Source organism: Caulobacter sp. GW821-FHT10F06 (assembly GCF_058809215.1).
Map to the genome: position 1 here is coordinate 278,377 of NZ_JBXASK010000004.1, position 26,017 is coordinate 304,393.

Below are 26,017 nucleotides of genomic sequence, written 5' to 3' on the forward strand. Positions count from 1 at the left end.
GGGAGAGGGATCTAAGCGCACTTGTTCCACCCGCTCATGTCGAGGTGGAAGTGATCGTGGTGCTCGACGTTGTAGTCGGGGCTGAGCGTGGTCAGGAACACCTTGCAGGCCCCGTCGCGCACACGACGCAGGAACTGGCCCTTGGGGCCCGGATCGGCCCAGTCGCTGGCCACCATCACCTGCGAGCCGTCGGCCAGCTTGAAGCCGGCGATGTCGATGGCGTCGGCCAGAGCGTGCTCGCTGACCGGGCCTTCCGCCTTGCCGTACATCCGCCGGCAGGAATAGCTGCCGTAGTGCTCCAGCCCCACGACGCCCTGGCCCAACAGTTCGTCGGCGGCCGGCTGGACGATCTGGCGCTCCCAGATGGTCAGGGCCAGGGCCTCCTTGCAGACCAGGGGCGCGTCGCCCGGCTCCAGCTTGGCCACGCCGCCCTGGATCTGCACCGCATCGCGAAGCACGCAGAAGCCGCCCTCATCGCGATTGGGGACCTCGGCGAAGGTCACCTCGGCCCGGCTCAGGATGGCGCGGCACAGCTGGGGGTCGGCGCCGGCCCGGGCGGCCTTGATCCGCGTGGCCATGCCGACGGGGTCGACGACGCTGAGCGGCTTCCACGGCAGGTGCTGGTCGGGAATGCTGCGCTCGGCCACCAGCCACATGATCAGCACCAGCAGCCACAGCAATACGAGGCCCGTCAGCCGCGCCAGGCGCGTCTGATGATGAGCATGGTGCTCGATGCGCGGATGGCGCGGTACGCGATAGGCCATGGGGCGGGGGAGCGCCTAGAAAAGGTTAACGCCGCACCAAGCACGAGCTCGGCGACCGTTCAACCTCCAACCGCGTCACCGGCAGAGAGAATACGGACTGTGGTCCAGATGCAGGTGATCGGCGTGGGCGGCGTTGTAATCTGGGCTCAGCACCGCGCCGAACACCTGGCACGCCCCGTCGCGGGCGGCGCGCAGGAAGCGGCCCTCCGGCCCCGGATCGCGGAAGTCGCCGGCGATGGTGAGCCGGCGGCCGTCCGACAACCGCACGCCCGCCACGTCCAGAGCATTGGCGCTGGCGTGCTGGCTGGGCCGCTCGCCGGGGCGGCCGTAGATCGTGCGACAGGCATAGGTCCCGTAATGGTCGACCCGGGTCACCCGCGCGCCCAGCAGATCGAGGGCCGCCGGTGCCAGCACCTGTCGCTCCCAAAGCGCGTAGCTCAGCGCCATCGGGCAGGTCATCACCGGCGCGGCCGGGACCAGGCGGCTCTCGGCGCGCAGCGTGTCGCGGGTCGAGCAGAAGCCCTCCTCGCGCGCTGGCTGCTCGACGAAGCGCACACCGCCCTCGGCCAGAGCCCTGCGGCAGGCGACGGGATCGGCCGCGATCCGCGACAGCTTGCCGGCCGTCGCCAGGCCCAGGGGCTGGCTCAGCGCGAACGGCTTCCACGGCAGGTCCTGCGGCGGGGCCAGGCGGTCGACCAGGGCGAAGAGCAGCATCCCGGCCAACAGCAGGTCGAGGCTCCACGCGCCCAGCTCGGCCAGGGCGACCAGATGCGGCGGAGGCGGCGCGGTCAGCTTCACCCGTGAGCAACGGCCGCGAATGGCGCGGGGTTCACGGCGACGGCTTGGCGCGGCGGCGAGAAAAGGGCATCACCGCCAGCCGATGTCCACGTCCGCCAAGTCCTCTTCCACGGATCGCCCCGCCCTGCTCGATCCCAAGCTGCTGCCGCGGTTCGCGCTGCTGTGCCTGGGCATCTGGCTGAACGCCGCCGACACCCTGGTGACGGCGACGATCATGCCCAGCGTCGCCCGCGAGATCGGCGGCTACCAGTATTTCGGCTGGTCGGTGGCGGCGTTCCTGATGGGCTCGATCGTGGCGGGCGCCTGCTCGGGCAAGCTGTCGATCGCCCTGGGCCTGCGCAAGGCGACCATGCTGGCCGGGATCGCCTACGCCGTCGGCTGCGCGATGAGCGCCCTGGCGCCCGAGTTCGTCACCTTCGTCGTCGGCCGGCTGGTGCAGGGCCTGGGCGCCGGCGCGGTGGTGGCCCTGTGTTACGTGGCCATCACCGCCCTCTTCCCCGAAAGCCTGTGGCCGCGCGTCTATGGCGCCGTGGCGGGCGTCTGGGGCGGCGCGACCTTGCTGGGTCCGTTGTTCGGCGGCCTGTTCGCCGAGGCCGGCTTCTGGCGCGGCGCCTTCTGGCTGTTCGTGGCCCAGGCGGCGATCTTCGTGGTCGCCGTGGCGTTGATGCTGCCCTCGGAAAAGCGCGGCGAGGCTCGCAACAAGATTCCCGGCCTGCAACTGGCTCTGCTGATCGTCGGCGTCAGCCTGATCGGCGCGGCGGGCGTGGTGTCGTCGCCGCTGCTGGCCGGCGTCTGCGCCCTGCTGGGCGTGGTCGGCATGGCCGCCATGCTGGCCGCCAACCGCCGCACCAAGGACCGCCTGCTGCCCCGGTCCGTGTCGGACCTGACCACCGCCACGGGCCTGGGCCTGCTGATCATGTTCGCCTGCGAGGCCGCCGCCATCGGCTTCACGGTCTATGGCCCGGCCTTCATCCAGGCCCGCCACCACGCCTCGCCCCTGCTGGCCGGCTATGTCACCGGCGGCATCGCGGCGGGCTGGACGCTGTGCGCCATGCTGGTCGGCCACCTGCCGCCGGCCCGCGAAGGCCTGGCGATCCGTTCGGGGGTCGGAACTCTGTTAGCGGGCGTGGTCTGGAGCGTCTGGGCGGTCACGCGCGGCGGCCTGGTCGAGACGGGCCTGGCCTTCCTGGTGATCGGCTGCGGCTTTGGCCTGTGCTGGGCGTTCCTGGCCCGTCGGGTGATCGCCGGCGCCCCGGCCGACGAGCAGGCCCTGGCCTCCTCGGCCGTGCCCACCGTGCAACTGATCGGCGGCGCGGCCGGCTCGGCCGCCGCCGGGGCCATGGCCAACCTGCTGGGCTTCGGCGCCGGCGTCCACGAACAGGCCGCCTACGCCGTCGGCCCCTGGCTTTTCGCCGCCTTCACCCCCCTGGCCCTAGTCGCCTTCGCGGCGGCCTGGCGACTGGGGCGGAACTAGGGCTGGGCCGCGACGATCCGCTCGGCGGCGGCCTTCAACGGATCGAGCTCGACCACGACGATCGACCAAAGGATCGACAGGCTTAGATCCTCATAGCCATGGGCAATGCGGTGGCGAAGATTGATCGCGTCTCGCCACTCGATCTCGGACGTCAGCGCTCGCGCGGCGGCCGACAACTTGGAAGCGTTCTCGCCTATGGCCAGCAGGTTCATCGACACCGCGTCCGAGGTCAGAGAATGGGCCACGAACGCGGCTTGATCCATGCCTTGCGTGTAGTCGCGGATCCGAAGCACGGCGTCGCGAATGCGCGAGGCGTACAGGATATCGTCCGCATCACGCAAAGACGGTCTCGCCCATCACGCGGGCCTGCAGCATCTCGTGCAGGCCATCCTCCGTGACCAGATCGACAGGCCGGCCAAACAGCGCCGCCAGGTCCCGCTCCAATCGGAAGAAGCCGAACCCCGGCAGCACGGTCGGCGCGAACTCCACCAGCACGTCCACGTCGCTGTCGGGCCCCGCCTCGCCGCGCGCCGTCGAGCCGAACACGCCCACGCGCTGCACGCCGTAGCGATCCAGCAGCGGCTTGGCCGCGCGCAGTCTGGCGAGGGCTTCGTCGAGGGTCATGGCCCTATCCTACCACGAAATCAGGCGTTCACCCGCGCAACGTCCGGGAGGTCGGCGGCGCCGTGGATGGGCAGGACGACGCCGTCCGCGCGCCAGGCCTCGATGCGCAGGTCGGGCCGGGCCGCCTTGAGGACCTCAAGCGCCTCGAACGCCGTCAGGCCCGTCGCCGCCAACGGCAGGCGGATCAGGTCGCCCGGGTCGGAGCCGACCCGAAGCGACAGGCCGCCGTCGGCCTTGCGCGGGGCGACCACGAAGGCGATCGACGACCAGGCGAGGGGCGCTTTCCAGGCCGGCGAGGCCAGGCCGATGTCGTCGACGACCAGTTCGTCGCGCGGGTTCAGCGCGCGCCAGATCCCCAGGCCGCAGAGCGCGGCCAGCAGGACGACCAGGGCCACGGCCACCACCAGCCTCGGAACGTCGCCGCTCGCCGCCGCCCGCAGGATCACTGTGGTGAGGTCGTAGCCCAGGCTCAGCACGGCCAGCATCGGCGCCAGCCCCCGCAGCCGCACCGGCAGCGAGGTGCGCCAGACGCCGGGCCGCCGGGGCTTGGCGCGGCCGAACCGCGCGGCGACCTCGGGACGCGACAGCAGGCTCATGATCACGAAGATCATGCCCACCACCACTATGCCGTTCCCGGTGTGTCGCCCGGACGGCGCCTGCAGCCAGATCGCCAGGGCCTGCAGGCCGATCAGCACCAGCAGCGTGCCCCCGCTGACCAGCCAGAAGGTCAGGCTGCCGGACGAGGTGTCGGCGGTGCGGGCGCGCGTCATGGCGCAATCTAAGCGTGCGCCGACGCGATTGTCACGTCCCTGCCCTTCAAGCCTCGGTGAGCGCCGTCTGCTCGACCAGCTTGACCACGTCGCCCATGATCTCGGTGATCTTGAAATCCTTGGGCGTGTAGATCCGCGCCACGCCCATCTGCTTGAGCACCAGGGCGTCGGCGTCGGGGATGATGCCGCCGACCACCACCGGCACATCGCCCAGGCCCTCGGCCCGCATCACCCGGATCACCTCCTGCACCAGGTCCAGGTGCGAGCCCGACAGGATCGAGAGGCCTACCACGTGGGCGCGGCTTTCCTTGGCGCGGCGGACGATCTCGTCGGGGGTCGAGCGGATGCCGTCATAGACGACCTCCATGCCGACGGCGCGGGCCCGGGTGGCGATCTGCTCGGCGCCGTTGGAGTGGCCGTCCAGGCCCGGCTTGCCGACGAGATAGGTCAGGGTGCGGCCCAGCACCTGCGAGACCCGCTCGACCTCGGCCTTCACGGCCTCGACATCCTCGGCCTCGCCGGTCGAGACCACGACCGCCACGCCGGTCGGGCCGCGATATTCGCCGAACACCGCGCGCAGGGCGCCGGACCACTCGCCGGTGGTGACGCCGGCCTTCGCGGCGACGATCGAGGGCTCCATGATGTTGCGGCCATCGCGCGCGGCGGCCTGCAGGTCGGCCAGGGCCGCCTGCACCGCGCCGTCGTCGCGGGCCGCGCGCCAGGCCTTGATGCGCTCGACGACGCCGGCCTCGAGGCGCGGGTCGACGGTCTCGATATTGCCCTCCCCCGCCGACAGCGGCGAGGCCTCGGTGTCGGTCCAGCGGTTGACGCCGACCACGGTCATGTCGCCGGTCTCGACCGAGCGCACCCGCTTGGCGTTGGAGCCGACCAGTTCGGTCTTCATGTAGTCGATGGCGTTCTGCGCGCCGCCCATTTCGTCGATCAGGGCCAGCTGCTCCAGCGCGCCCTTCGACAGCTCCGACACCTTGGCTTTGACCACGTGCGAGCCGTCGAACAGGTCCTCGTATTCCAGGAGGTCGGTCTCGTAGGCCAGCACCTGTTGCAGGCGCAGCGACCACTGCTGGTCGAACGGGCGCGGCAGGCCCAGGGCCTCGTTCCAGGCCGGCAGCTGCAACGCGCGACAGCGGGCGTCCTTGCTGAGCGTCACCGCCAGGGCCTCGATCAGGATGCGGTAGACGTTGTTCTCGGGCTGCTGCTCGGTGAGCCCCAGCGAGTTGACCTGCACCCCATAGCGGAAGCGGCGGGCCTTCTTGTCCCGCACGCCGTAGCGCTCGAGCAGGATCTGGTCCCAGAGCCGCGTGAAAGCCCGCATCTTGCAAAGCTCGGTGACGAACCGAACCCCGGCGTTGACGAAGAAGCTGATCCGCGAGGCGACGATCTCGAAGTCTTCCTCGGGAACCTGGCCGCCGGCCTTGACCGTATCGAGCACCGAGATCGCGGTGGCCAGGGCGAAGGCCAGCTCCTGCTCCGGCGTCGCGCCGGCCTCTTGCAGGTGGTAGCTGCAGACGTTCATCGGGTTCCATTTCGGAACCTCGCGATAGCACCAGGCGATCATGTCGCCGATCAGCCGCAGGCTCGGGCCCGGCGGGAAGATGTAGGTGCCGCGCGACAGATATTCCTTGATCAGGTCGTTCTGGGTCGTGCCCTGGAGCAGCTTACGGTCGGCCCCCTGCTCGTCGGCCAGGGCCACGTACATCGCCAGCAGCCAGGCGGCCGGGGCGTTGATGGTCATCGAGGTGTTGGACTGCTCCAGCGGGATCTGGTCGAACAGCGCCCGCATGTCGCCCAGGTGGCTGATCGGCACGCCGACCTTGCCGACCTCGCCGCGCGACAGGATGTGGTCGGGGTCGTAGCCGGTCTGGGTGGGCAGGTCGAAGGCCACCGACAGGCCGGTCTGGCCGCGCGCCAGATTGGCCCGGTATAGCGTGTTGGACTTCTCGGCCGTCGAGTGGCCGGCATAGGTGCGGAAGATCCACGGCGCATCCGGCGCGTGCTGGTACGGCTTGCCTGACATTCCGCGCTTCCCGCTTATCGTTCTTGATTACCGCCGATCATGAACTTGGTTTTGTTGCGGCGCAATATGCGCTGACCTGTCCTTCGAAAACTGTCCAAGCGCGCAGCGCGCCGAGCCGGGACCGCCGGAAGCGTCGAGCCTGTTGTGGTCCCGGGTCGGCGCTGCGCTTGCCCGGGAGGACAGCTTTCAAAGTGGAACCAATGCTGCGCCGCACAAGTTTCCGCTTGCCAGTTTCAAACACTTGTCTCAGCTTCGATTCAAACACCGGCCAGACCGAGCCGGAGACAAGAACAGCGGCGAGGGATGCGAGAATGACCGATGCGCTTGAGACTCCGACGCTGAAGGACCTCTACGAGATCGGCGAGATCCCGCCGCCCTTCCACGTGCCCGCCAACATGTACGCCTGGTCGATCCGCAAGGAGCGTCACGGTACGCCCTCCACCGCCATGCAGGTCGAGGTGGTGCCCACCTGGACCATCGGCGAGGACGAGGTGCTGGTGCTCGTGATGGCCGCGGGGGTCAATTACAACGGCGTCTGGGCCGCCCTGGGCGAGCCGATCAGCCCGCTGGACGGACACAAGCAGCCCTTCCACGTGGCCGGCTCCGACGCCTCGGGCATCGTCTGGGCCGTCGGCGCGAAGGTGAAGCGCTGGAAGCTGGGCGACGAGGTCGTCATCCACTGTAACCAGGACGACGGCGACGACGAGGAGTGCAACGGCGGCGACCCGATGTTCTCCACCAGCCAGCGCATCTGGGGCTACGAGACGCCGGACGGCAGCTTCGCCCAGTTCTGCCGGGTGCAGTCGCGCCAGCTGCTGCCCCGTCCCAAGCACCTGACCTGGGAAGAGGCCGCCTGCTACACCCTGACGCTCGCCACCGCCTACCGCATGCTGTTCGGCCACAAGCCGCACGAGCTGCGGCCGGGCCAGAACGTGCTGGTCTGGGGCGCCTCGGGCGGCCTGGGCGTCTTCGCCGTGCAGCTCGCCGCCGTGGCCGGCGCCAACGCCATCGGCGTGGTCTCCAGCGAGGACAAGCGCGAGTTCGTGCTGTCGATGGGCGCCAAGGCGGTGCTGAACCGCAACGAGTTCGACTGCTGGGGCCAGTTGCCCAAGGTCAACGGCCCCGAATTCAACGACTACATGAAGGAGAGCCGCAAGTTCGGCAAAGCCCTGTGGCAGATCACGGGAAACAAGGACGTCGACCTGGTGTTCGAACATCCGGGCGAGCAGACCTTCCCGGTCTCGGTGTTCGTGGTCAAACGCGGCGGCATGGTCGCCATCTGCGCCGGCACCAGCGGCTTCAACCTGACCATGGACGCGCGGTTCCTGTGGATGCGCCAGAAGCGCGTGCAGGGCAGCCACTTCGCCAACCTGATGCAGGCGAGCGCGGCCAACCAGCTGGTCATCGACCGGCGCGTGGACCCGTGCCTGTCGGAGGTCTTCCCGTGGAAGGACATCCCGCTGGCCCACGAAAAGATGCTCGCCAACCAGCATCTGCCGGGGAACATGGGTGTGCTGGTCTGCGCCCAGCGGCCGGGGCTGCGGACGTTCGAAGAGGTGCAGGAGTTGAGCGGGGCGATGTAGGGGCCGCTTCTTGGCCGGGAGCGAAAGTCTGCTTCCGAGCCTTGTCGGCCTCCGCCCTCGCCCACAACATCTTGTCATCCCGGCCGCAGCGCAGCGGAGCGCCGGGACCCAGGGGCAACCGCGATACGCTGGCTCTTGGCTCCCGGACGGTTTCGCCAGCTCCGGCGTGACACGGGATGCATATGCGCCTTATGGTTGCATTCGTGCCAAGGGAATACTTCGTCTACATCCTCGCCAGCCAGCGCAATGGCACCCTCTATGTCGGTGTGACCAACGACCTGTCGCGGCGGATCTGGGAACACCGCGAAGGTTCGCCCGGCGGCTTCACGCGTAAGTACAGCGTGACAAAACTGGTCTATTATGAGGGGTTCCAGGATATCGACTATGCGATCCGGCGCGAGAAGACGCTCAAACGATGGCGGCGCGCCTGGAAGCTTCAGTTGATCGAAGCAGAAAATCCCCAGTGGCTGGACCTCTATGAAACCCTGAACTGCTGACATACCAACCGCCCAAATTGTCATCCCGAGTGGGTTCGCCAACCAAGGGAGCCAAGGACCGGCGCATCGCGGTGGCTCCTGGGTCCCGGCGCTCCGCTTCGCTACGGCCGGGATGACAAGAATTTGGTGCGGCGAAAGTCTGCTTTCCGTGTTCGCGTCAACTTGTGCCACCGACCCTAGTCGGAAGTTACGGCCTCAGTTCCTTGCGTTGGTATACGTAAAGGCTCAGCGCCACCGGTCGCGTGTCAGCGGGATAATCTACGCGAAGTAGATCTTCCGAAATCGTCCACGGAGCAGGGAAATCTGCGATAATCTCCGCTCCGATGGCGTGGACATCATCGCGATCCTCGTCGGATATCTCGCCGTCGAATATGAACTGGACTTGCACATGCGTATCTCGCCACGCGCATGTCACGCATCTCAGCGAAGCCGTCACCTGAGCCAGCAGTGCGCGTTGCGCCGACAGCAGTAGCCTCACTCGTATTTCCGCAGGGGTCATGGGCACGGATCGTAGAGCCGTGACCGTCCGACTTCCACCCTCAGCAGACCTTCGAACAGCCTCCTCCCCGCGCCTGACACCGCCCCCTAAACCCCTTGGTGGAACGAGAGCTCTGAGTGAGGGCTTCCAAGGGTTTCAGGACGCGGCCCGACCGCTGGGGCGGCCGGGCCGGGCACGGGAATAGGGAGCGCGACGATGAATGCGTTCAGCGCTCCAGATCCTCCCCCTGAAGGGGGAGGCGGCCGAAGGCCGGTGAGGGAAGAACGCATTGAGTCCGCAGGACTTCCCCCTCCGATCGCTGCGCGATCACCTCCCCCTTCAGTGGGAGGATCTGATGGGGATAACCGCGTCCTTATCCAACGCGCCCAACCCTCCCGTATTCTCTTCTCACCTCGTCGCGAGGAAAGGGCGCAAGGCCAGCGACCGTTGCGGCGACGAGGGGTGATCGAGCGGGGTCGGTCGGAGTCGCGCGAGCGGGGCCGGTCGACGTTGAGGGCGGGGGACGCAAACCCGCCCATCGGAGGTCTTGCTGAAGACCTCCGCCCGTCCGAAGGTCCGCTCCGGGTCCCTCCGGAATCGGCGTGGCTTGCAGCCCCAGGGCTGGGTCCGTCGCGAGGAGGACAAGCCCGGGTGGGGCAAAAGGCTGAACAGGCCTGCGCGCCCCGGCCAGAGGGAAAACGGTCACGCGGAGCGGACGGCTTCGTCGAAACGGTACTTATCAAACTCACATCCGGGCGAGGCCCGGACGCTCCGCGACCCTTTCCACCACCCTCGCAGCGAAGGCGCGAGGTCGCGAAACCACGCCTGCCCGCCGCAAATGAAGGATTGGCGCCGCCCCGGCGCCGCGCGCAGAGTGGCCAAGGCGGCGGGCGGCAATTACGATATTGCAGCGTATCGAAACTCGACGCACAGTCGTCCAACAAGCGTTCGGGTGTGGGGAGTTTTCGATGGGTGTCGGGGGCAAGGTCGGTCTGACGGCCGTGGGTCTGGTGCTGGCCGTGGCCGGCGTGGTCGCGGTGCGGACGGCGACGTTCAAGGCGCCCGCCAGCGTCGATCCCGGCGCCGTGAAGCTCGCCCCCGCCCGACCGCTGGACGTCAACAAGGCCGCCGCCAACCTGGCCCAGGCCGTGCGCTTCCAGACCGTCAGCCACCAGGACAAGGCCGATGACCAGCCGGCCGAATGGGACAAGCTGCACGCCTGGCTGCAGACGACCTATCCCGCCGCCCACAAGGTGATGACCCGCGAGGTCATCGCCGGCCACACCCTGGTCTACACCTGGCCCGGCTCGAACCCGGCGCTGGCCCCCATCGTGCTGATGGCCCACCAGGACGTGGTGCCGGTCACCCCCGGCAGCGAAGGCGCCTGGACCCATCCGCCGTTCGACGGCGTGGTGGCCGATGGCGCGGTCTGGGGTCGCGGCTCGATCGACGACAAGGGCTCGCTGGTCACGCTGTTCGAGGCCCTGGACAGCGTCGCGGCCAGCGGCTTCAAGCCCGTGCGCACCGTCATCGTAGTCAGCGGCCATGACGAGGAGGTGCGCGGCGTCGGCGCCGTCGCGGCCGCCAACCTGCTGAAATCGCGCGGCGTGAAGGCCCAGTTCGTGCTCGACGAGGGCATGGCCGTGGTCGCCGACCATCCCGTCACCGGCAAGCCCGCCGCCATCATCGGCACGGCCGAGAAGGGCTATGCCACGATGAAGATCGTCGCGCCGGCCGTGGGCGGCCACAGCTCGGCGCCGCCGAAGGAGACGGGCGTCGCGACCCTGGCGCGGGCCGTGCTGGCCATCGCCGACCACCCCTTCCCGATGAAGTTCCAGGGCCCGGGCGCGGACATGCTCAAGGCCATCGCCCCGCACGCCTCGCCGGCGGTCAAGGTGTTCGCCGCCAACACCTGGCTGTTCTCGCCGCTGCTGGTGAAGGTCACCGCCAAGACCCCGGCGGGCGCGGCCATGCTGCACACCACCATCGCCCCGACCATGCTGAAGGGCTCGCCCAAGGAGAACGTGCTGCCGCAGGACGCCACGGCCTGGATCAACTATCGCATCGCGCCGGGCGACACCTCGGCCAAGGTGATGGCCCAGGCCAAGGCCGCGGTCGGCGACGCGCCGGTGCAGCTGTCGTGGGTGAAGACGCCGGACGAGCCCTCGGCGGTGTCGTCGACCACGTCCGACGCCTGGAAGATCCTGGCGGGCCTGGCCGCCGACGAGAGTAAGGCGCCGGTGGTGCCGGGCCTGGTCACCGCCGGCACCGACAGCGGCTACATGGGCGGGGTGGCCAGCGACGTCTACCGCTTCCAGCCCCTGCTGCTGAAGGTCGACGAGACCAAGATGATCCACGGCACGGACGAGCACATCAGCCTGGCCAATGTCGATCGCATGGTGCGGTTCTACCAGCGCCTGGTGGAGACGGCGGCGTCGCGGTAGGGCGTAGCGACGTGACGGAGGGGGCGCTCCCAGCTAGAAGATTCGCCATGCCCGACGACGCCCACCAGCCCGCCGCCAAGTCCGCGCCCGCCGCCAAGTTCGGCGAGGGCTTCGTCTGGGACGCCTGGTACGTCGCGGCCCTGTCGCCGGACCTCAAGCCCGGCAAGATGGAGCATCGCGAACTGCTGGCCGAGCCGGTGCTGCTGGGCCGCACCAAGGCCGGCGCGGCCTACGCCATTCGCGACATCTGCCCTCACCGCGCCGCCGCCCTGTCGGCCGGCCGGGTCAAGACCGAGGCCGACGGCCGCGAGAGCATCGAGTGCCCCTATCACGGCTGGCGGTTCGGCACGGATGGGGCCTGCGCGGCGATCCCGTCCCTGACCGCCGACAGCGAGGTCGACATCAGCAAGGTGCGGGTGCGCCGCTATCCGATCGTCGAGCAGCAGGGCCTGGTGTGGATCTGGATGTCGTCGGACGCCCGCTTCGACGGCGAGCCTCCGGAGCCGCCGCCGACGATCCCCGGCGTGGTGGGCGGCAAGCCCAAGCTGGTCGACCACCTGGACTACGACATCCATATCGACCACGCGGTGCTGGGCCTGATCGACCCGGCCCATGGCCCCTATGTCCACCAGCAATGGTGGTGGCGCACCACCGCCAGCCAGCACGAGAAGAAGAAACGCTTCGCCCCGTCGGAGGCCGGCTTCACCATGGTGCGGCACGAGCCGTCAAAGAACTCCAAGGCCTACGCCATCCTGGGCGGCGAGCCGCTGACCGAGATCACCTTCCGCCTGCCCGGCCTGCGCTGGGAGCATGTGACGGTGGGTCAGAAGCAGGTGCTGGCCCTGTCGGCGATGACGCCGATCAACGCCGGCCAGACCCGGATGAACCAGATCATGTGGTCGGATCACTGGGCCTTCACGGCCTTCTATCCGATCATCCGCATCGCGGCCCGGGCCTTCCTGCGCCAGGACGGCCGCATCGTCGGCATCCAGAGCCAGGGCCTGGAGAGCAATCCGCCGCTGATGTGGGTGGGCGACGCCGACCAGCAGGCCCGCTGGTACCAGCAGTGCAAACGCGAATGGGCCGCCAGCCGCCGCGAGGGCCGGCCGTTCGAGAACCCGGTCAAGGACACCGTGCTGCGGTGGCGGACCTGATTGGAAAGTACGCTGGGCGCCTGCAGCGCAGCCTCGCGACCCTGCCGACCGCCCGCGGCTGGCTCTGGTGCGCCGGAGTCTCGGCGCTCACCCTGGCCGTCATGGCCGTCATCGGTTTCGCGACCGGCCTCTACCACCTGACCCCGACCCAGCCGGGCCTGGCCCTGCGGCTGCTGACCGTGTTCCTGATCCCGGCCCTGGGCGAGGAGATCCCGTTCCGAGGCATTCTGACGCCGGGCCGCGACGAGACCGCCCGTCCCAGGCTCGAGATCGCCGTCTCCACCGCGCTCTACACCCTGTGGCACGTGGTCGAGGCCGTGACCTTCCTGAAGTCGGCGGCGCAGGTCTTCCTGCGGCCGGACTTCCTGCTGTGCTGCGCCGTGCTGGGCCTGGGCTGCGCGATCATGCGCCGCCAGACCGGCTCGCTGTGGCCGGCGGTGATCCTGCACTGGGCGCTGGTCGTGATCTGGCAGACCTGGCTGGGCGGGATCAGCGCGCTGGCGTGAGCCCTCTACTCCGCCGCGGCCGGCGCCGGCGCCCCCGCCGACCCCCGGCCCAGCGGCGTCCAGGTCCCGTAGGTCAGCGAGCGCAGCAGCCATTCCAGCGGCCCCATCTCGTAGACCTTCAGCCACAGCAGGCTGAAGACCGCCTGGAAGATCCAGATCAGCACCGACACGCCCATCAGCTGGGCGAAGCCGAACTTGTCGTAGAAGCCCAGGCCATAGAACAGGACCGAGGTGATCACCGACTGGCCGACATAGTTGGTCAGCGCCATGCGCCCCACCGCTTTCAGCGCGGTGGCCCACGGTCCCAGCAGGCCTTGGCGGAACAGCAGGGTCACCAGGCCCAGCAGCCCGATCGTGGTCGGCAACCGGCCCAACTCGTAGACGAAGCCGCGCCATTCCATGGTCGTCGGATTGGGCTGGAAGCCGGCGCGCCAGGCCACCGCCGACATCGCGCCGCGCACCAACAGGCCCGCCGCGTAGCCGCCCAGCGCCAGGGCCGCGTAGAAGCCCGTCGACTTCTCGCCGGTCAGCACGCCGGTGCGGAACAACACCACGCCGATCAGCATGAACGACAGCGATTCCAGCAGGAACAGCGGCGCCAGGGGATCCCAGTTGAACTCCAGCCAGGCCTTGGCGCTCCAGCCCAGGACCGACGGGAAATGGGTGCGCTCCTCGCGCTCCTTGGCCCGGGCCTCGGGCGTCGGCACGGATTTCTTGACCACCTCCTCGCGCTTGGCGATGGCGTCGGTCTGCTCCTTGGTGAGCGTCTTGCCCTGGGCCTTGGCGACGATCGCCGTTTCGGCGGTGCGCAGGGTCTCGGCGCGCTTGAGCATCGGCGTGCCCAGGGCCACGCTCATGAACACCAGCATGGCGGCGGCGGCGACAAGCATCAGCCGGTTCTCGGCCTTGCGGAACAGCAGCAGGAACAGGCCCGCCAGGCCGTAGTTGAACAGGATCTCGCCCGGCCACAGGAAGATCGCGAAATTGGCAACGCCCAGCAGCAGCAAGGCGAAGCACCGGGTCAGATAGGCCTGGATCGCCGCCGCGCCCTGGATCTCGTCGGCGCGGCGCAGCATCACCACCATGCCGGCCCCGAACAGCAGCGTGAACAGGCCGCGCATCGAACCGGCGAAGACCACGTCCTGGATCGTGAAGGCGATCCAGTCGGCGGTCGGCCCCACCGGCGTCAGCGGCCGTCCATGGTCCCACGGCATGCCCATCATTGGGATGTTCATCAGCAGGATGCCCAGCACGGCCACCCCGCGCAGGACGTCCAGGTTATCAATCCGGTCGCGCCGACCGATCGGCGCCAGTGTCGTGCTCATCGAAGCCCCCGCCTCGCCGTCTCCCGGACGGTCCACGCCCATCAACCGTCGTTCCGCGAAATCTGGCAAGCGCAAAACCCGTCGGCGATCCCGGAAAGGTCCAGATGCGAAAAAGCCCGCCTGACCGAGGGGACAGGCGGGCTCTCGCTTGAAGCGCCGCGAGGGACGGAAGCGGCGCTCCAGACCGCTATGACTTAGGCGCGGTAGACGTAGGCGCTGGAAACGTAGCCGACGCCGACGCCGTCCTGGCCGACCAGGATCCACTTGCCGTCACCGGTGCGGCCCAGCGCCTGGAAGGTCTGGCCGGCGCCCAGGCCGCCCACCTTGGCGCCGCGGGTCGAGGCGGCGGCGCGCAGGTTCAGGTTCGAGCGGGCGACGAACTTGTCGTTGATCCGGGTCACCGGAGCGGCCTGAACCGAGCTGGCGAAGCGGGTGCCGTCGCTCTTGTACGTGCCGCCGACAGCCTGACGGGCGTCCTTCTTCTGCATCTTGCAGCCGACATAGGAGCCGGCGCCCGCGCCGACCACGGCGCCGATGGCGGTGCCCGTGCCCCGGTCGTTCTTGGCCAGGTTCGAGCCGGCGACGGCGCCCAGCAGAGCGCCGATCACCGCGCCGCCCTCTTGCTTGTGGCCCGAGGCGTTGCAACCGACGACGCCGCCCAGCTTCTGGTCCATGGCGAAGGCCGAGGGAGCCGAAACCAGGGTCAGGGCGCTGGCCGAAGCGGCCAGGGTCAGAGCGATGGTCTTGAAAGTCTTGATGCTGGTCATGTCGATAGTCCTTCGTCCCGTTGAATGTGTCCGGGGTCATCAACCCCGTGAGACAGACCATGACAGGGTGAAGCTGAACGGCTTCGGGGACCGTGCTGACAGAGTTCGTTCATGTGGAAAAAACTTCGCGGCCGGCTAGATTGACTTGAGCCGGGCGCGGGGGATCGGGACGAGACGTGACCTTCAGATCGATCGGCGAAACCCCGCTGGGCAAGGCCTTGGCCTGGTCGGACGCCGACAAACTGGACGTCCGGGCGCTGGCCATCGCCGTCCTGGGCATGACCGTTCCGGTGCTGGCGGGCCTGGCGACGGGACGTCCGGACATCGGCTTCACCATCGGCCTGGGCGCCATGCTGCTGACCGACGCGCCCGGCGCCTCGGACGCCAAGGAGCGCCCCGCCCCGGACTCGGCGATCCTCCCGGCCGCCCTGGCGGTGATCGTCGCCACCCTGATCTGCGCCGAGCCCTCGCCCTGGGCCGACATGGCCATGGTGCTGCTGGCCGGCGCAGGCGCGGCGATCAGCGGCTACAGCCGGCCGGTCGGGGCCGCCGCCATTCGATTCATCATCTATCTGGTGCTCAGCTACACCCTGCTGCAGAGCGCCGGCGCCCATCGCGGGAGCGCCGCCCTAGTCTTCGGGCTCGGCGCGCTGTGGAACATCGCTCTGCGCGCCCTGCTGGCGAGAGCGAAGCCGCTCGAACCGGAGGCGGACGCGCCGCCCTCACGCAAGCCGCCGACACCGGCCCAGCTGCGCGCCCACTGGCGCAAGACCATGAGCCAGCTGGCCGGCTGGCAGTTTCCGATCCGCGTGGTCCTGGGCCTCTCGGCCGCCAGCGTGTTGCGCCATCTCTGGCCCAGCCATCACTATGGCTGGATCGTGCTGACGGTCGCCCTGCTAACCCAGCGTCCGATCGAGCACCTGCCGGTCAAGGTCGTCCAGCGCGCGCTGGGAACCTCTCTGGGCGTGGCCCTGACCTGGCTGACCATGACGGCGATGGTCTTGACCCATGCGTCGCCACACCTCGTGCTGGGTGTCGCGATCTGCATCCTCGCGGCGGCCGCCACCCTGCTGCGACCGCGCAGCTACCTGGCCTATTCTGTGGTCTCGACGCCGGTGATCCTGCTGGTCCTGGACCTGGGCAAGCCGATCCACACCGCCCTGCTGACCGACCGCCTGGCCGCCACCGCCATCGGCGCGGCGATCGTGGTGGGGGCCAACCTGATCCTCGACCTGATGCTGCGGACCACCGCGCCGGCCGGCGGCAAGAAGAGCGTTTAAGCGCGCTCGCCGGCCTGCCATGATGCCCTCGTCAAATCAGGGGGCGGATCGAGTGGGCGTGGTGAAGGACATGTGGCGCGTGGGCCTGGTGCGCGCGCCGCTGAAGGATCTGCTGTCGCCCGGCGCCCTGGCCGAGCAGGCCGTGACCTGGCTCCCCGACGCCGGCCCATTGCGCTTCTACGCCGACCCCTTCGGTGTCTGGAGGGACGGCAAGTTCTACGTCTTCGTCGAGGTCTACGACTATCGCGACCGGGTCGGGGCGATCGAGGTGATGACGTTCGATCAGGACTTCCAGCTGCTGGACCACCAGCCGGCGCTGAAAGAGCCCTGGCACCTGTCCTATCCGTTCATCATCGAGACGGACGGCGAGACCTACATGCTGCCCGAGGCCCACAAGTCCGGACGGCTGACCCTGTATCGGGCCGAGGACTTCCCGACCCAATGGACGCCGGTCCAGACGATCGCGCTGGACCAGGTGGCGATCGACGCCACGCCGATCTTCCATGACGGCCTGTGGTGGCTGTTCTACACGCCGGCGACGACCAAGGCCGACAAGGTCAGCGCCCTGCACGTCGCCTATGCGGAGAAGCTCACCGCCCCCTGGACGCCGCACGCCGGCAATCCGGTGCGCTACGATCCGTCCAGCTCACGGCCGGGCGGCACGCCGGCTGTCGTGGACGGCGTCATCGTGTTGCCGATGCAGGACTGTCGCAAGACCTATGGCGGCGCGATGCGGATGCTGCGGGTCACCACCCTGACGCCGGATAGGTTCGAGGCGACGGCGGACGAACCGATCACCGCTCCATCCAGCTTCGGGCGTTACCGCGACGGCTTCCACACCTTGTCGGCGGCGGGTCCGGTTACGCTGATCGACGCCAAGCGCTTTGAGGTGTCGCCGGCATCGTTGGCGCAGGACGCCCTCCGGGAATGGCGAAAATTGGCGGGGCGGCGGCAGGCTTGAGCGCCGACACGCGCTGGGCCGCGACGGCGTCGAACACCGCCAGATAGTCCTCGGCGATCGGACCGATGCGGTAGCCGTCGACGCGACGCGCCAGAGCCTGGGGATCGGGCGCGGGCTGGGCCAGCACCTTGCGCAGGCCTTCGGCCAGACCCGCCGCGTCGCCGATCGGCGCCACGTGGCCAGCCTCGTCGCCAGTCAGCAACTCGCGAGCGGCCGGCGTGCAGTCGGTGCTGACCACGGGCCGTCCCGCGCCCAGCGCCTCGACGATCACCGCCGCATAGCCTTCGTAATAGGAGGTCAGCAGGAAGGCCCGAGCCTTCTCCAGCCACGGCCGGATATCGGGCACATAGCCGGGCAGCAGCACCCGGCCGCTGACACCCAGCTGTTCGGCCAGGGCCATCAGCGGCTCGCGCTCCTCGCCGTCGCCGACGATCGCCAGCCAGGCGTCCGGATCACCCAGCTTGGCGAAGGCGCGCAGGGCGACCTCGAAGCCCTTCTCCTTGACCAGGCGTCCAGCGGCCAGGATCAGCTTGCCCGTCGCAGGCGGGTTGAAGGCGTGATCGTCATCGTCCAGGGCCGGCAGACGGATGCACTGGGTGACGCGCTTGCCCAGCACGAAGTCGGCGTCGCGGGTCATGCTGGGCGACAGCGAGATCGCCCGGTCGACGCGGTGCAGCTGCCAGCGGGTCTTCAGATTATAGGGAATCTGAGCCAGCCAGCCCCGGCCGTGCCGATACAGCGGCGTGCCGATCTGGGCGACCACGCCGGGGCGCTGGTCGTCGGGCAGGGCGTCGATCTCCGGCAGGATCGGCCAGTGATAGTTGCCGGGCACGAACAGGATGTCGGGCCTGGTCTGGGCCACATAGTCGGCGACGGCCTGGCCCAGCTTGCGGCGCGAGCCGCGACCGCGCCGGATCGGCGGATCGCACTCGACCACCTCGACATCGGCGCCGATCATGCGAGCCAGCGGCCCCTCGCGCGCGCCGCAGAACAGGGTCACTTGCCGCCCCGAAGCCGCCCACCGGTTGGCCAGCCGGACCGCGATGCGCTCGGATCCGCCCAGCGGCAGGTCATGCAGAACGACGGCGATGCTCCGCGCGCGATCGATCATGAAATCGGCCCCCCAGCCAATCAAAGCGGCTGGGATCGCGGGCTATCCGCGGCCGTTAAGACGCCACTCTGATTAGACGCCGCGGCCCGCCGGGCGCCTCAAGCCGGATGGACCGAAGACGGACATTTTCGGAGTCAGGGTATGCTCCCGCCTACCGACCATAGGGCGTCATCGAGGTCGGCCGCTCGGCAGCCTTCGTCGCCCAGGTCTTGTTGGGCGTCGCACTCATCGTGAAGACCAGTTCCCCGCCGGCCAGGATCTCGTCGTGGCGGAGGAAGCCCCGGGCCAGGGGCTTTCCGTTCAGCCGGATCGCGCCGACATAGGGCCGCGCGGCCGACAGCCCTTCGGCCTTGATCGTGAAGCGCTTGCCGTTAGGCAGGACCAGGCCCGCCTTATCCACGAACGGCCGGCCGATGACGTATTCGTTCGAGCCCGGCGTCACCGGGTAGAAGCCCAAGGCCGTGAACACCAGCCAGGCCGACATCTGGCCAAGGTCATCATTGCCCGACAGGCCGTCGGGCGCGGCCTTGTACTGGCTCTTCACGATCTGGTTCAGTCGGGCCTGGGTGCGCCAGGGCGCGCCGGCGAAGTTGTACATGTAGGCCACGTGGTGGCTGGGCTCGTTGCCGTGAATGTACTGGCCGATCAGGCCGGCGATGTCCTCGGCGTGCGAGTAATCGATCTTCGAGTTGTCGAAGTCGAACATGGCGTCCAGCTTCTTTACCGTCGCCGCGTCACCGCCCAGGATCTGGACGATCCCGCCCAGGTCCTGGGGCGCGAACCACGAATATTGCCAGGCGTTGCCCTCGGTGTAGTCGGAGCCATAGTTGATGGCGGTCGGATTGAACGGCTCGCGGAACGACCCGTCGCTCTTGCGGGCCCGCAGGAAGCCGGTCTTGGCGTCGAAGCTGTTGCGCCAGTTGGAAGCCCGCCTCAGGAACGTCGCCGCAATGTCGTCCTGACCCATCGCCTTGGCCATGCGGGCGATGGTCCAGTCGTCATAGGCGTATTCGACGGTCTTGGAGGCGGCTTCCGGCTCCTTGTCGATCGGCGCATAGCCCAGGGCCATGTAGTCGCCCAGACCGCCGTAGGGCGCATAGGTCGCGCTCTTGACCATCGCCTCCAGCGCCGCCTTGTCGTCGAAGCCCCGGATGTCCTTCAGGTAGGCGTCGGCGATCACCGGCACGGCGTGATAACCGATCATTGTCCAGGTCTCCTGGCCGTGGAACTGCCAGACCGGCAGGATTCCGTAGGGGCTCTCGGCTTGCGAGGCGATCAGCGAATTGACGATGTCGCTGTTGCGCTTTTCCGGCTGGACCAGGGTCAACAGCGGGTGCTCGGCGCGGAAGGTGTCCCACAGCGAAAAGGTCGAGTGGAAGGTGAAGTCGCGCTTTCCGACCTTGCCCTCGTGGACCTGGTCGTCGGGCCCGCGGTAGCGGCCATCGGCGTCGGCGAAGACGCTGGGCGCGATCAGCGTGTGATAGAGGGCGGTGTAGACGGTCTTGCGCATATCCGGCGCGGCCTCGATCTGGACGGCGGCCAGCGCCTCCTCCCAGGCCTTGCGGGCGCGGCCGTGCTGGGCGTCGAAGTCGAAGCCTTTCTCGTCGCTGGAGAGGTTGGCGACCGCCCCGTCCTCGCTGACCGACGAGATCGCGACCTTGGCGACCAGCGGCTTGTCGATGACGCCGAAGTCGAACACTCCGACCAGGGCCCGGCCCTGCATCTGGGCGCGGTCGTTGGCGGTGCGGCCCGGCTGGGCGAAGCCCTTGTAGGGGACATCCGTCTCGCGATTGTACAGCGCCTGGCCGACCAGCGGCCGGTCGAAGCGGATGGCGAAGAACAGCTTGCGGCCCGGCGCCCAGCCGCGGGTCTCGCGATAGCCGGTGATCGTCCCGTCCTCGGCCACCCGGATCCGCGACCAGGTCACCTTGCCCGGATAGTTGTAGATCGAGGTGCGCAGGTCGAGCAGCACCTGGGCCCGCGCTCCGGCCTCGAAGGCGTAACGGTGCATCCCGGTGCGCAGGCCGGCGGTCAGTTCAGCGCGGACCTTGGAGTCGCTCAGGGTCACCGCGTAGTAGCCCGGCTGGGCGACCTCGGTGGAATGGCTGTAGCGCGAGCGGTAGCCCGAGCCCGGCTTGTCGCTCTCGCCCATGTCCAGCTTGGCCTCGCCCGAGACCGGGGCCAGCAGGATGTCGCCGAGATCCGAATGGCCCGAACCCGAGAAGTGGGTGTGCGAGAAGCCGATGATGGTCGGATCGCCGAACCGGTAGCCCGAGGCGCGGGCATAGCTCTGCTTGAACGGCAGGATCTCGGTGTCGGGGCTCAGCTGCACCATGCCGAACGGGACCACCGCGCCTGGGAAGGTGTGGCCGTCGCCGCCCGTGCCGATGAACGGGTCCACCGCCTCGTAGGCCGAGGTCTGGGCGAAGGCGGGCGCCGCCAGGGACAGGCAGGCGGTCAGGACCAGGGCTAGGCGCATGGGGATCCTCGGTGGGGGGCGGTGGACTGTAGGGAGCCTGTGCCGGTTCGGCCAACACCCCAATTCTTGTCATCCCGGACAGCCTCTGCGAGGCTTCCGGGATGACAAAGTTTTGGGAGCTTACTCCCCCATCTTGTAGGGCCCGCTCTTCTCCAGCGCCGCCTTCCAGGCCGGGCGGGCGTGCATGCGTTCGATCCAGGCGGCCATGTGCGGATACTCCGGCAGCTTGCCCATGGCCTTGGCGACCTCGGGCACGAAGCTCATCTGAATGTCGGCGCCGGTCAGGACCTCGCCCACGAAGAACTCGCGCCCGGCCAGGTGGTCGTTGACGAACGACAGGTGATTGGAGATCTCGCCCTGGATGCGTGGCTGCAGCGGCGCGCCGCCCTCGCCCAGCCGGCCGACATACATGTTCAGCATCAGCGGCAGCATGGCCGACCCCTCGGCATAGTGCAGCCACTGCTGGTAGCGGTCGTAGTCGGCGCTGGCGGCGTCGGGGGCCAGGCGACCGCCGCCGTGGCGACGGATGACGTAGTCGATGATCGCCCCGGACTCGATGATCGTCAGGTCTCCATCGACAATGACCGGCGACTTGCCCAGGGGATGGACGGCCGTCAGCTCCGGCGGGGCCAGGCGGGTCTTGGGATCGCGGCTGTGGAAGACGATCTCGTAAGGAACGCCCAGCTCCTCCAGCAGCCAGAGGATCCGCTGCGAGCGCGACTCGTTGAGGTGATGGACCTTCAGCATGCGTCTTCCCTTTAATTATCGTTGTTGCTGCGCTGCGGCATTGCTCGCAGGTGCGAAAAGTCTCAGAGTAAAAGAAAACAACTGTTTGGCGCAGGGGAGCAAGCCATGACCGACACGGCGACCGTAAAGACCGACAGCTTGATCCTGCCGGGCCTGACCGGCCTGCTGCGCGAGGCCGCCGACGCAGCCCAGCTGTTCGTGGCCGAGGCCAAGCCGGCCGTGAAGGCCGCCATCACGGGCGCCGACGACAAGATCGACCGCAAGCTCGCCGACCAGAACCAGCATCAGGTTCATGGCTACGGCTGGTACGCCGCCTATGCCGAGCTGATGAACCAGGTCGCCGGCTGGGCCGAGCGGCTGCAGGCGGCTGGCCAGTTCGGCGAGGTTGAGGCCCTGCTGGCCCAGCTGCTGTTCTCAGAATATTGCGCCCAGCTGATCGGCGGCGTACCGATGAACCAGGGCGAGATCGTCCGCCCCGCCCATTTGGTCACCGACCGGGCGGTGATGAACCGCCTGTTCTCCAACGGCCTGATGAAGCTGATGGTCGAGGGCGGCACGCAGGCCGTGAAGACCCGGATCGCCCAGCGACTGGCCGAGGCGCGCGGTCGTCCGACGCTGGAGAACACCGGCCTCGACGAAACCTTCGAGATGATCCGCGACCAGTTCCACGCCTTCGCGGAAGAGAAGGTCACGCCCTTCGCTCACGAATGGCATCTGAAGGACCAGCTGATTCCGATCGAACTGGTCGAGGAGCTGGGCGCCCTGGGCGTGTTCGGCCTGACCATCCCCGAGGAATACGGCGGCAGCGGCATGGGCAAGACCGCCATGTGCGTAGTCTCCGAGGAACTGTCGCGGGCCTGGATCGGCGTCGGCTCGTTGGCCACCCGCTCGGAGATCGCCGGCGAGCTGATCCTGACCGGCGGCACCGAGGCGCAGAAACAATATTGGCTGCCGAAGATCGCCGACGCCTCGATCCTGCCGACCGCTGTCTTCACCGAGCCCAACACGGGATCCGACCTGGGGTCGCTGCGCACTAAGGCCTTGCTGGAGGGCGACAACTACGTGGTGACTGGGAACAAGACCTGGATCACCCACGCCGCCCGCGCCGACGTCATGACCCTGCTGGTCCGCACCGACCCGGCGAACACGGACTATCGCGGCCTCTCCATGCTGCTGGCCCCCAAGCCGCGCGGCGTCGAGAGCGATGACTTCCCCGCCCAGGGCATGAGCGGCGGCGAGATCGGCGTCATCGGCTATCGCGGCATGAAGGAATACGAGCTGGGCTTCGACGGCTTCACGGTTCCGGCCGAGAACCTGCTGGGCGGCGTACCCGGCCAAGGCTTCAAGCAGCTGATGGCCACCTTCGAGAGCGCCCGCATCCAGACCGCCGCCCGCGCCGTTGGCGTGGCCCAGGCGGCGCTGGAGACCGGTCTCGGCTACGCCTTGGACCGCCAGCAGTTCGGCCAGGCGATCTTCGAGTTTCCCCGCGTCGCCAACAAGCTGGCGATGATGGCCGCCGAGATCATGGGCGTACGCCAGCTGACCTATTTCGCCGCCGCCCAGAAGGACGAAGGCAAGCGCTGCGACCTCGAAGCCGGCATGGCCAAGCTGATCGCCGCCCGCGTTGCGTGGGCGGCTGCGGACAACGCGCTGCAGATCCACGGCGGCAACGGCTTCGCCATGGAGTATGTCGCCAGCCGCCTGCTGGCCGACGCGCGGATCCTCAACATCTTCGAGGGCGCGGGGGAGATCCAGGCCCAGGTCATCGCGCGGCGGCTGCTGGATGGTGGGAATTGAGGCTAAAAATAGTCCGTCATCGCCCGGTTTATCCGGGCGACCCAAGCCGCATTGGCCAAGTCCGCTTGGGTCACCCGAACAAGTCGGGTGATGACGACTTTTGAGCGCTTGTTGAGAGGTGGCCGTGCAGCCTAGCCTGTGGCCCGCACTCCAAGGACGCCCCATGCTCGCCACCACCCGCCGCGCCGCCCTGCTCTCCGCCTTCGCGACGACCGGCCTCGCCGCGTTCGGAACCTCGGCGCGCGCGCGGGAGACCGGCTCGGCCGCCGCCGCGATAGACCAGTACGCCCAGGAGGTCATGGCCGCCTTCCCCGACGAGCCGGGCCTGGGCGTCGCCGTGGTCGAGAACGGCGAAATCACCCTGACCAAGGGCTATGGCGTCAAGCGCCTGGGCGCGCCGGCTAGGTGCGACGAGAACACGATCTTCGGCATCGCCTCCAACACCAAGGCCATGACCGCCGCCGCCCTGGCCATGCTGGTCGAGGAAGGCAAGGTGGAGTGGGATGCGCCGGTCACCAAGTACCTGCCCGACTTCCAGATGAAGGACCCCGTTGTCACCCAGCTGATGACCGTGCGCGACCTGCTGGTCCACCGCAGCGGCCTGACCCTGGGGGCCGGTGACCTGATGATCTGGCCCGCCCCGACCCACACCCGCAAGGAGATCGTCGCGGGTCTGAAGTACCTGCCGATCGGCGGTCAGTTCCGCGGCGGCTACGCCTATGACAACGTGCTCTACGTGGCCGCCGGCGAGGTGATCGCCGCCGTCACCGGCAAGCCCTGGGAAGCCTTCATCCAGACGCGGATCCTCAATCCGCTAGGCATGACCGACACGGTCCCCCTGCCCTCGATGGTCGACAAGAGCCGCCGGGCCGAACCGCACTGCCGGATGGGGCCGCCCGTGCGCGGCCTGGGTCCGCAGACGGTGCTGCCCTTCGACGGCAGCTTCGACTCGGCCGGCGCGGCGGGCGGGGTCAACACCACCGCCAAGGACATCGCCAAGTGGGTGCGCGCCCAGCTCGCCCTGGGCGCCCTGCCCGGCGGCGGACGGCTGTGGAGCGAGGCCTCGGCCCGCGAGATGTGGAAACCCCAGACCATCACCAGCGCGTCCGAGGGCCCGACGGCCGACAATCCGGTGCGTCCGTCGATGCAGGCTTACGCCCTGGGCTGGTTCGTGCAGGACCATCGCGGCGAGCGCCTGCTGTCCCACACCGGCGGTCTGGCGGGCTTCATCTCCTATACGGGCCTGCTGCCGGGCCGGAAGTCCGGCATCATGGTGATGACCAACGCCGAGGAAGCCCCGGTGCTGCGGTCGCTGCGCTACGGCGGCCCCGACCGGCTGCAGGGCCGCAAGGATTTCGACTGGATCGCCTCAAGCAAGAAGGTGCAGGCGGAGAACGACGCCAAGACGATCAAGGACGCCGCCGAGGCGGTCACGCCCAAGAGCGGCGGCGCCAAGCCCAGCCTGCCGCTGGCTGCCTATGCGGGCGTCTACCGCGATCCCTGGTACGGCACGGTGACGGTCAGCCTGGCGAAGGGCAAGAAGAAGGGCCAGGAGGCTGGACTGAAGGTCTCGTTCGACAAGACCCCGCTGCTGCAAGGCAAGCTGGTCCCATTCGACGGCGAGCGTTTCATGGCGGTGTTCGACGACCGCACGCAGGAGGACGCCTTCATCACCTTCGACGTGGCGGACGGCAAGGTCGTCTCGGCCCTGGTCAAGGCCGTCTCGCCCCTGGCCGACTTCTCGTACGACTATCAGGACCTGCGCCTGACGCGTCTGCCGTAAACGGATCGACCGCGCCTAGCGGGGCCGCCAGCCGTCGGAGATGGCCATGATCTGGCGGTCCATCGCCGCGGACATCGCCGCGGCGTCGCCCTTGCCGCCGGCGCACGCAGCCGCGCGGTAGTTCCAGGCATAGGCGGCCTTGAGCACGTCGATGGCGACGTCCTGGTCGAGATCGGCACGCACCTCGCCCCGGCGCACGCCCTCATTGAGCACGTCGCGCAGCATGTTGGTCAGCGGTTCGTTGTGGCCATAGGGCGTGACGCCCGGATCGACGCTGGGGCTGTAGGAGGCCGCGATGTGAGCCAGGAACAGCTTCACCCGCCGGGTCTCGAACTCGTAATGGATGGCGAAGATCGAGCACAGGCGGTCGGCCGTCGTTCCGCGCAGGAACGGCACGACGCGATCGAACTCCGCGTAGAGGTCGCCGAGGCGGTGCTCCATGACATGGCTGAGCACCTCAGCCTTCGAAGCGAAGGTCGTGAAGACGCTGCCGACCGAGACACCCGCCCGCTCCGCGATCGCGCGGATGGTGGTTTCCTCGTAGCCGACATCGTTGAACAGATCACGGGCGGCCTCGAGGACCTTTTCCCGCGTCGCCTGCTTCTGATCGTCTCTTACGCCCAAGCCCGTCCCCCTCCGA

Annotated in this window: 23 protein-coding genes; 10 read left to right on the forward strand and 13 right to left on the reverse strand. The window is 68.5% G+C overall.

All coding sequences use genetic code 11. The features are described 5' to 3' along the window. Window positions 1-11: 11 nt before the first annotated feature. Window positions 12-764, reverse strand: a complete 753-nt coding sequence (locus tag AC1RUS_RS10690) for an extensin-like domain-containing protein (RefSeq protein ID WP_492915804.1) — start codon at window positions 762-764, stop codon at window positions 12-14. Between the two features lie 75 nt (window positions 765-839). Next, window positions 840-1,562, reverse strand: a complete 723-nt coding sequence (locus AC1RUS_RS10695; protein ID WP_492915807.1) for an extensin-like domain-containing protein — start codon at window positions 1,560-1,562, stop codon at window positions 840-842. Between the two features lie 82 nt (window positions 1,563-1,644). Between AC1RUS_RS10695 and AC1RUS_RS10700 the strand changes: the two genes are divergently transcribed. Then, on the forward strand, window positions 1,645-3,036 hold the full coding sequence (locus AC1RUS_RS10700) for an MFS transporter (protein ID WP_492915808.1): 1,392 nt from the start codon (window positions 1,645-1,647) through the stop codon (window positions 3,034-3,036). Here the strand turns inward: AC1RUS_RS10700 and AC1RUS_RS10705 are convergent. The 4 genes from AC1RUS_RS10705 to AC1RUS_RS10720 are packed head-to-tail and all read right to left on the reverse strand — an operon-like array spanning window position 3,033 to window position 6,465. Next, window positions 3,033-3,377, reverse strand: a complete 345-nt coding sequence (locus AC1RUS_RS10705) for a HepT-like ribonuclease domain-containing protein (protein ID WP_492915810.1) — start codon at window positions 3,375-3,377, stop codon at window positions 3,033-3,035. The genes AC1RUS_RS10700 and AC1RUS_RS10705 overlap by 4 nt on opposite strands. After that, entirely contained in the window at window positions 3,370-3,660 is a 291-nt protein-coding gene (locus AC1RUS_RS10710; RefSeq protein ID WP_492915812.1) for a nucleotidyltransferase family protein, read from the reverse strand. Before AC1RUS_RS10710 ends, AC1RUS_RS10705 begins: the two co-directional genes overlap by 8 nt. A 20-nt stretch (window positions 3,661-3,680) precedes the next feature. Next, window positions 3,681-4,430 carry a hypothetical protein gene (locus AC1RUS_RS10715; RefSeq protein WP_492915814.1) on the reverse strand — a complete coding sequence of 250 codons (750 nt, stop codon included), beginning with the start codon at window positions 4,428-4,430 and terminating at the stop codon, window positions 3,681-3,683. A 46-nt stretch (window positions 4,431-4,476) separates the two neighbouring features. Further along, window positions 4,477-6,465, reverse strand: a complete 1,989-nt coding sequence (locus AC1RUS_RS10720; RefSeq protein WP_492915816.1) for a methylmalonyl-CoA mutase family protein — start codon at window positions 6,463-6,465, stop codon at window positions 4,477-4,479. Between the two features lie 311 nt (window positions 6,466-6,776). Between AC1RUS_RS10720 and ccrA the strand changes: the two genes are divergently transcribed. Then, the gene (ccrA, locus tag AC1RUS_RS10725) at window positions 6,777-8,048 is read left to right on the forward strand and encodes a crotonyl-CoA carboxylase/reductase (protein WP_492915818.1); all 1,272 of its coding nucleotides are present in this window, start codon (window positions 6,777-6,779) and stop codon (window positions 8,046-8,048) included. 182 nt (window positions 8,049-8,230) lie between these two features. Then, window positions 8,231-8,545, forward strand: a complete 315-nt coding sequence (locus AC1RUS_RS10730; protein WP_492915820.1) for a GIY-YIG nuclease family protein — start codon at window positions 8,231-8,233, stop codon at window positions 8,543-8,545. A 187-nt stretch (window positions 8,546-8,732) separates the two neighbouring features. Here AC1RUS_RS10730 and AC1RUS_RS10735 read toward each other — a convergent pair whose 3' ends face one another. Next, window positions 8,733-9,044 (reverse strand): MafI2 family immunity protein, encoded by a 312-nt coding sequence (locus AC1RUS_RS10735; protein WP_492915822.1) that lies wholly within the window; start codon window positions 9,042-9,044, stop codon window positions 8,733-8,735. A 947-nt stretch (window positions 9,045-9,991) separates the two neighbouring features. Between AC1RUS_RS10735 and AC1RUS_RS10740 the strand changes: the two genes are divergently transcribed. The 3 genes from AC1RUS_RS10740 to AC1RUS_RS10750 are packed head-to-tail and all read left to right on the forward strand — an operon-like array spanning window position 9,992 to window position 13,127. After that, on the forward strand, window positions 9,992-11,467 hold the full coding sequence (locus tag AC1RUS_RS10740) for a M20 family peptidase (protein WP_492915824.1): 1,476 nt from the start codon (window positions 9,992-9,994) through the stop codon (window positions 11,465-11,467). Between the two features lie 47 nt (window positions 11,468-11,514). Further along, window positions 11,515-12,621 (forward strand): Rieske 2Fe-2S domain-containing protein, encoded by a 1,107-nt coding sequence (locus AC1RUS_RS10745; protein WP_492915826.1) that lies wholly within the window; start codon window positions 11,515-11,517, stop codon window positions 12,619-12,621. Further along, window positions 12,609-13,127, forward strand: a complete 519-nt coding sequence (locus tag AC1RUS_RS10750) for a CPBP family glutamic-type intramembrane protease (RefSeq protein WP_492915828.1) — start codon at window positions 12,609-12,611, stop codon at window positions 13,125-13,127. The genes AC1RUS_RS10745 and AC1RUS_RS10750 overlap by 13 nt, the downstream gene beginning before the upstream one ends. Window positions 13,128-13,132: 5 nt before the next feature. On the opposite strand, the gene AC1RUS_RS10755 is transcribed toward AC1RUS_RS10750, so the two are convergent. Together AC1RUS_RS10755 and AC1RUS_RS10760 are read right to left on the reverse strand one after the other, a co-directional pair. Continuing rightward, window positions 13,133-14,452 carry a DUF418 domain-containing protein gene (locus AC1RUS_RS10755; protein WP_492915830.1) on the reverse strand — a complete coding sequence of 440 codons (1,320 nt, stop codon included), beginning with the start codon at window positions 14,450-14,452 and terminating at the stop codon, window positions 13,133-13,135. 194 nt (window positions 14,453-14,646) lie between these two features. Then, complete coding sequence (locus AC1RUS_RS10760) at window positions 14,647-15,219, reverse strand: SH3 domain-containing protein (protein ID WP_492915832.1); 573 nt, start codon at window positions 15,217-15,219, stop codon at window positions 14,647-14,649. 176 nt (window positions 15,220-15,395) lie between these two features. Between AC1RUS_RS10760 and AC1RUS_RS10765 the strand changes: the two genes are divergently transcribed. Both AC1RUS_RS10765 and AC1RUS_RS10770 read left to right on the forward strand, forming a co-directional pair. After that, the gene (locus AC1RUS_RS10765) at window positions 15,396-16,499 is read left to right on the forward strand and encodes an FUSC family protein (RefSeq protein ID WP_492915834.1); all 1,104 of its coding nucleotides are present in this window, start codon (window positions 15,396-15,398) and stop codon (window positions 16,497-16,499) included. 58 nt (window positions 16,500-16,557) lie between these two features. Continuing rightward, complete coding sequence (locus AC1RUS_RS10770; protein ID WP_492915836.1) at window positions 16,558-17,460, forward strand: glucosamine inositolphosphorylceramide transferase family protein; 903 nt, start codon at window positions 16,558-16,560, stop codon at window positions 17,458-17,460. Here the strand turns inward: AC1RUS_RS10770 and AC1RUS_RS10775 are convergent. The 3 genes from AC1RUS_RS10775 to AC1RUS_RS10785 form a co-directional block, all read right to left on the reverse strand. Then, entirely contained in the window at window positions 17,360-18,571 is a 1,212-nt protein-coding gene (locus AC1RUS_RS10775; protein WP_492915838.1) for a glycosyltransferase, read from the reverse strand. The genes AC1RUS_RS10770 and AC1RUS_RS10775 overlap by 101 nt on opposite strands. A gap of 151 nt (window positions 18,572-18,722) precedes the next feature. Continuing rightward, on the reverse strand, window positions 18,723-21,050 hold the full coding sequence (locus AC1RUS_RS10780) for a GH92 family glycosyl hydrolase (protein WP_492915840.1): 2,328 nt from the start codon (window positions 21,048-21,050) through the stop codon (window positions 18,723-18,725). Window positions 21,051-21,170: 120 nt separating this feature from the next. Beyond that, complete coding sequence (locus AC1RUS_RS10785; protein WP_492915842.1) at window positions 21,171-21,797, reverse strand: glutathione S-transferase family protein; 627 nt, start codon at window positions 21,795-21,797, stop codon at window positions 21,171-21,173. Window positions 21,798-21,902: 105 nt separating this feature from the next. On the opposite strand from AC1RUS_RS10785, the gene AC1RUS_RS10790 reads away from it, so the two are divergent. Next, a complete protein-coding gene (locus AC1RUS_RS10790) occupies window positions 21,903-23,594 on the forward strand; it encodes an acyl-CoA dehydrogenase family protein (protein ID WP_492915844.1) in 1,692 nt (563 codons plus the stop codon). A 163-nt stretch (window positions 23,595-23,757) separates the two neighbouring features. Next, entirely contained in the window at window positions 23,758-25,377 is a 1,620-nt protein-coding gene (locus tag AC1RUS_RS10795; protein WP_492915846.1) for a serine hydrolase, read from the forward strand. A gap of 15 nt (window positions 25,378-25,392) precedes the next feature. Here AC1RUS_RS10795 and AC1RUS_RS10800 read toward each other — a convergent pair whose 3' ends face one another. Continuing rightward, a complete protein-coding gene (locus tag AC1RUS_RS10800; RefSeq protein WP_492915848.1) occupies window positions 25,393-26,001 on the reverse strand; it encodes a TetR/AcrR family transcriptional regulator in 609 nt (202 codons plus the stop codon). Between the last annotated feature and the right edge of the window lie 16 nt (window positions 26,002-26,017).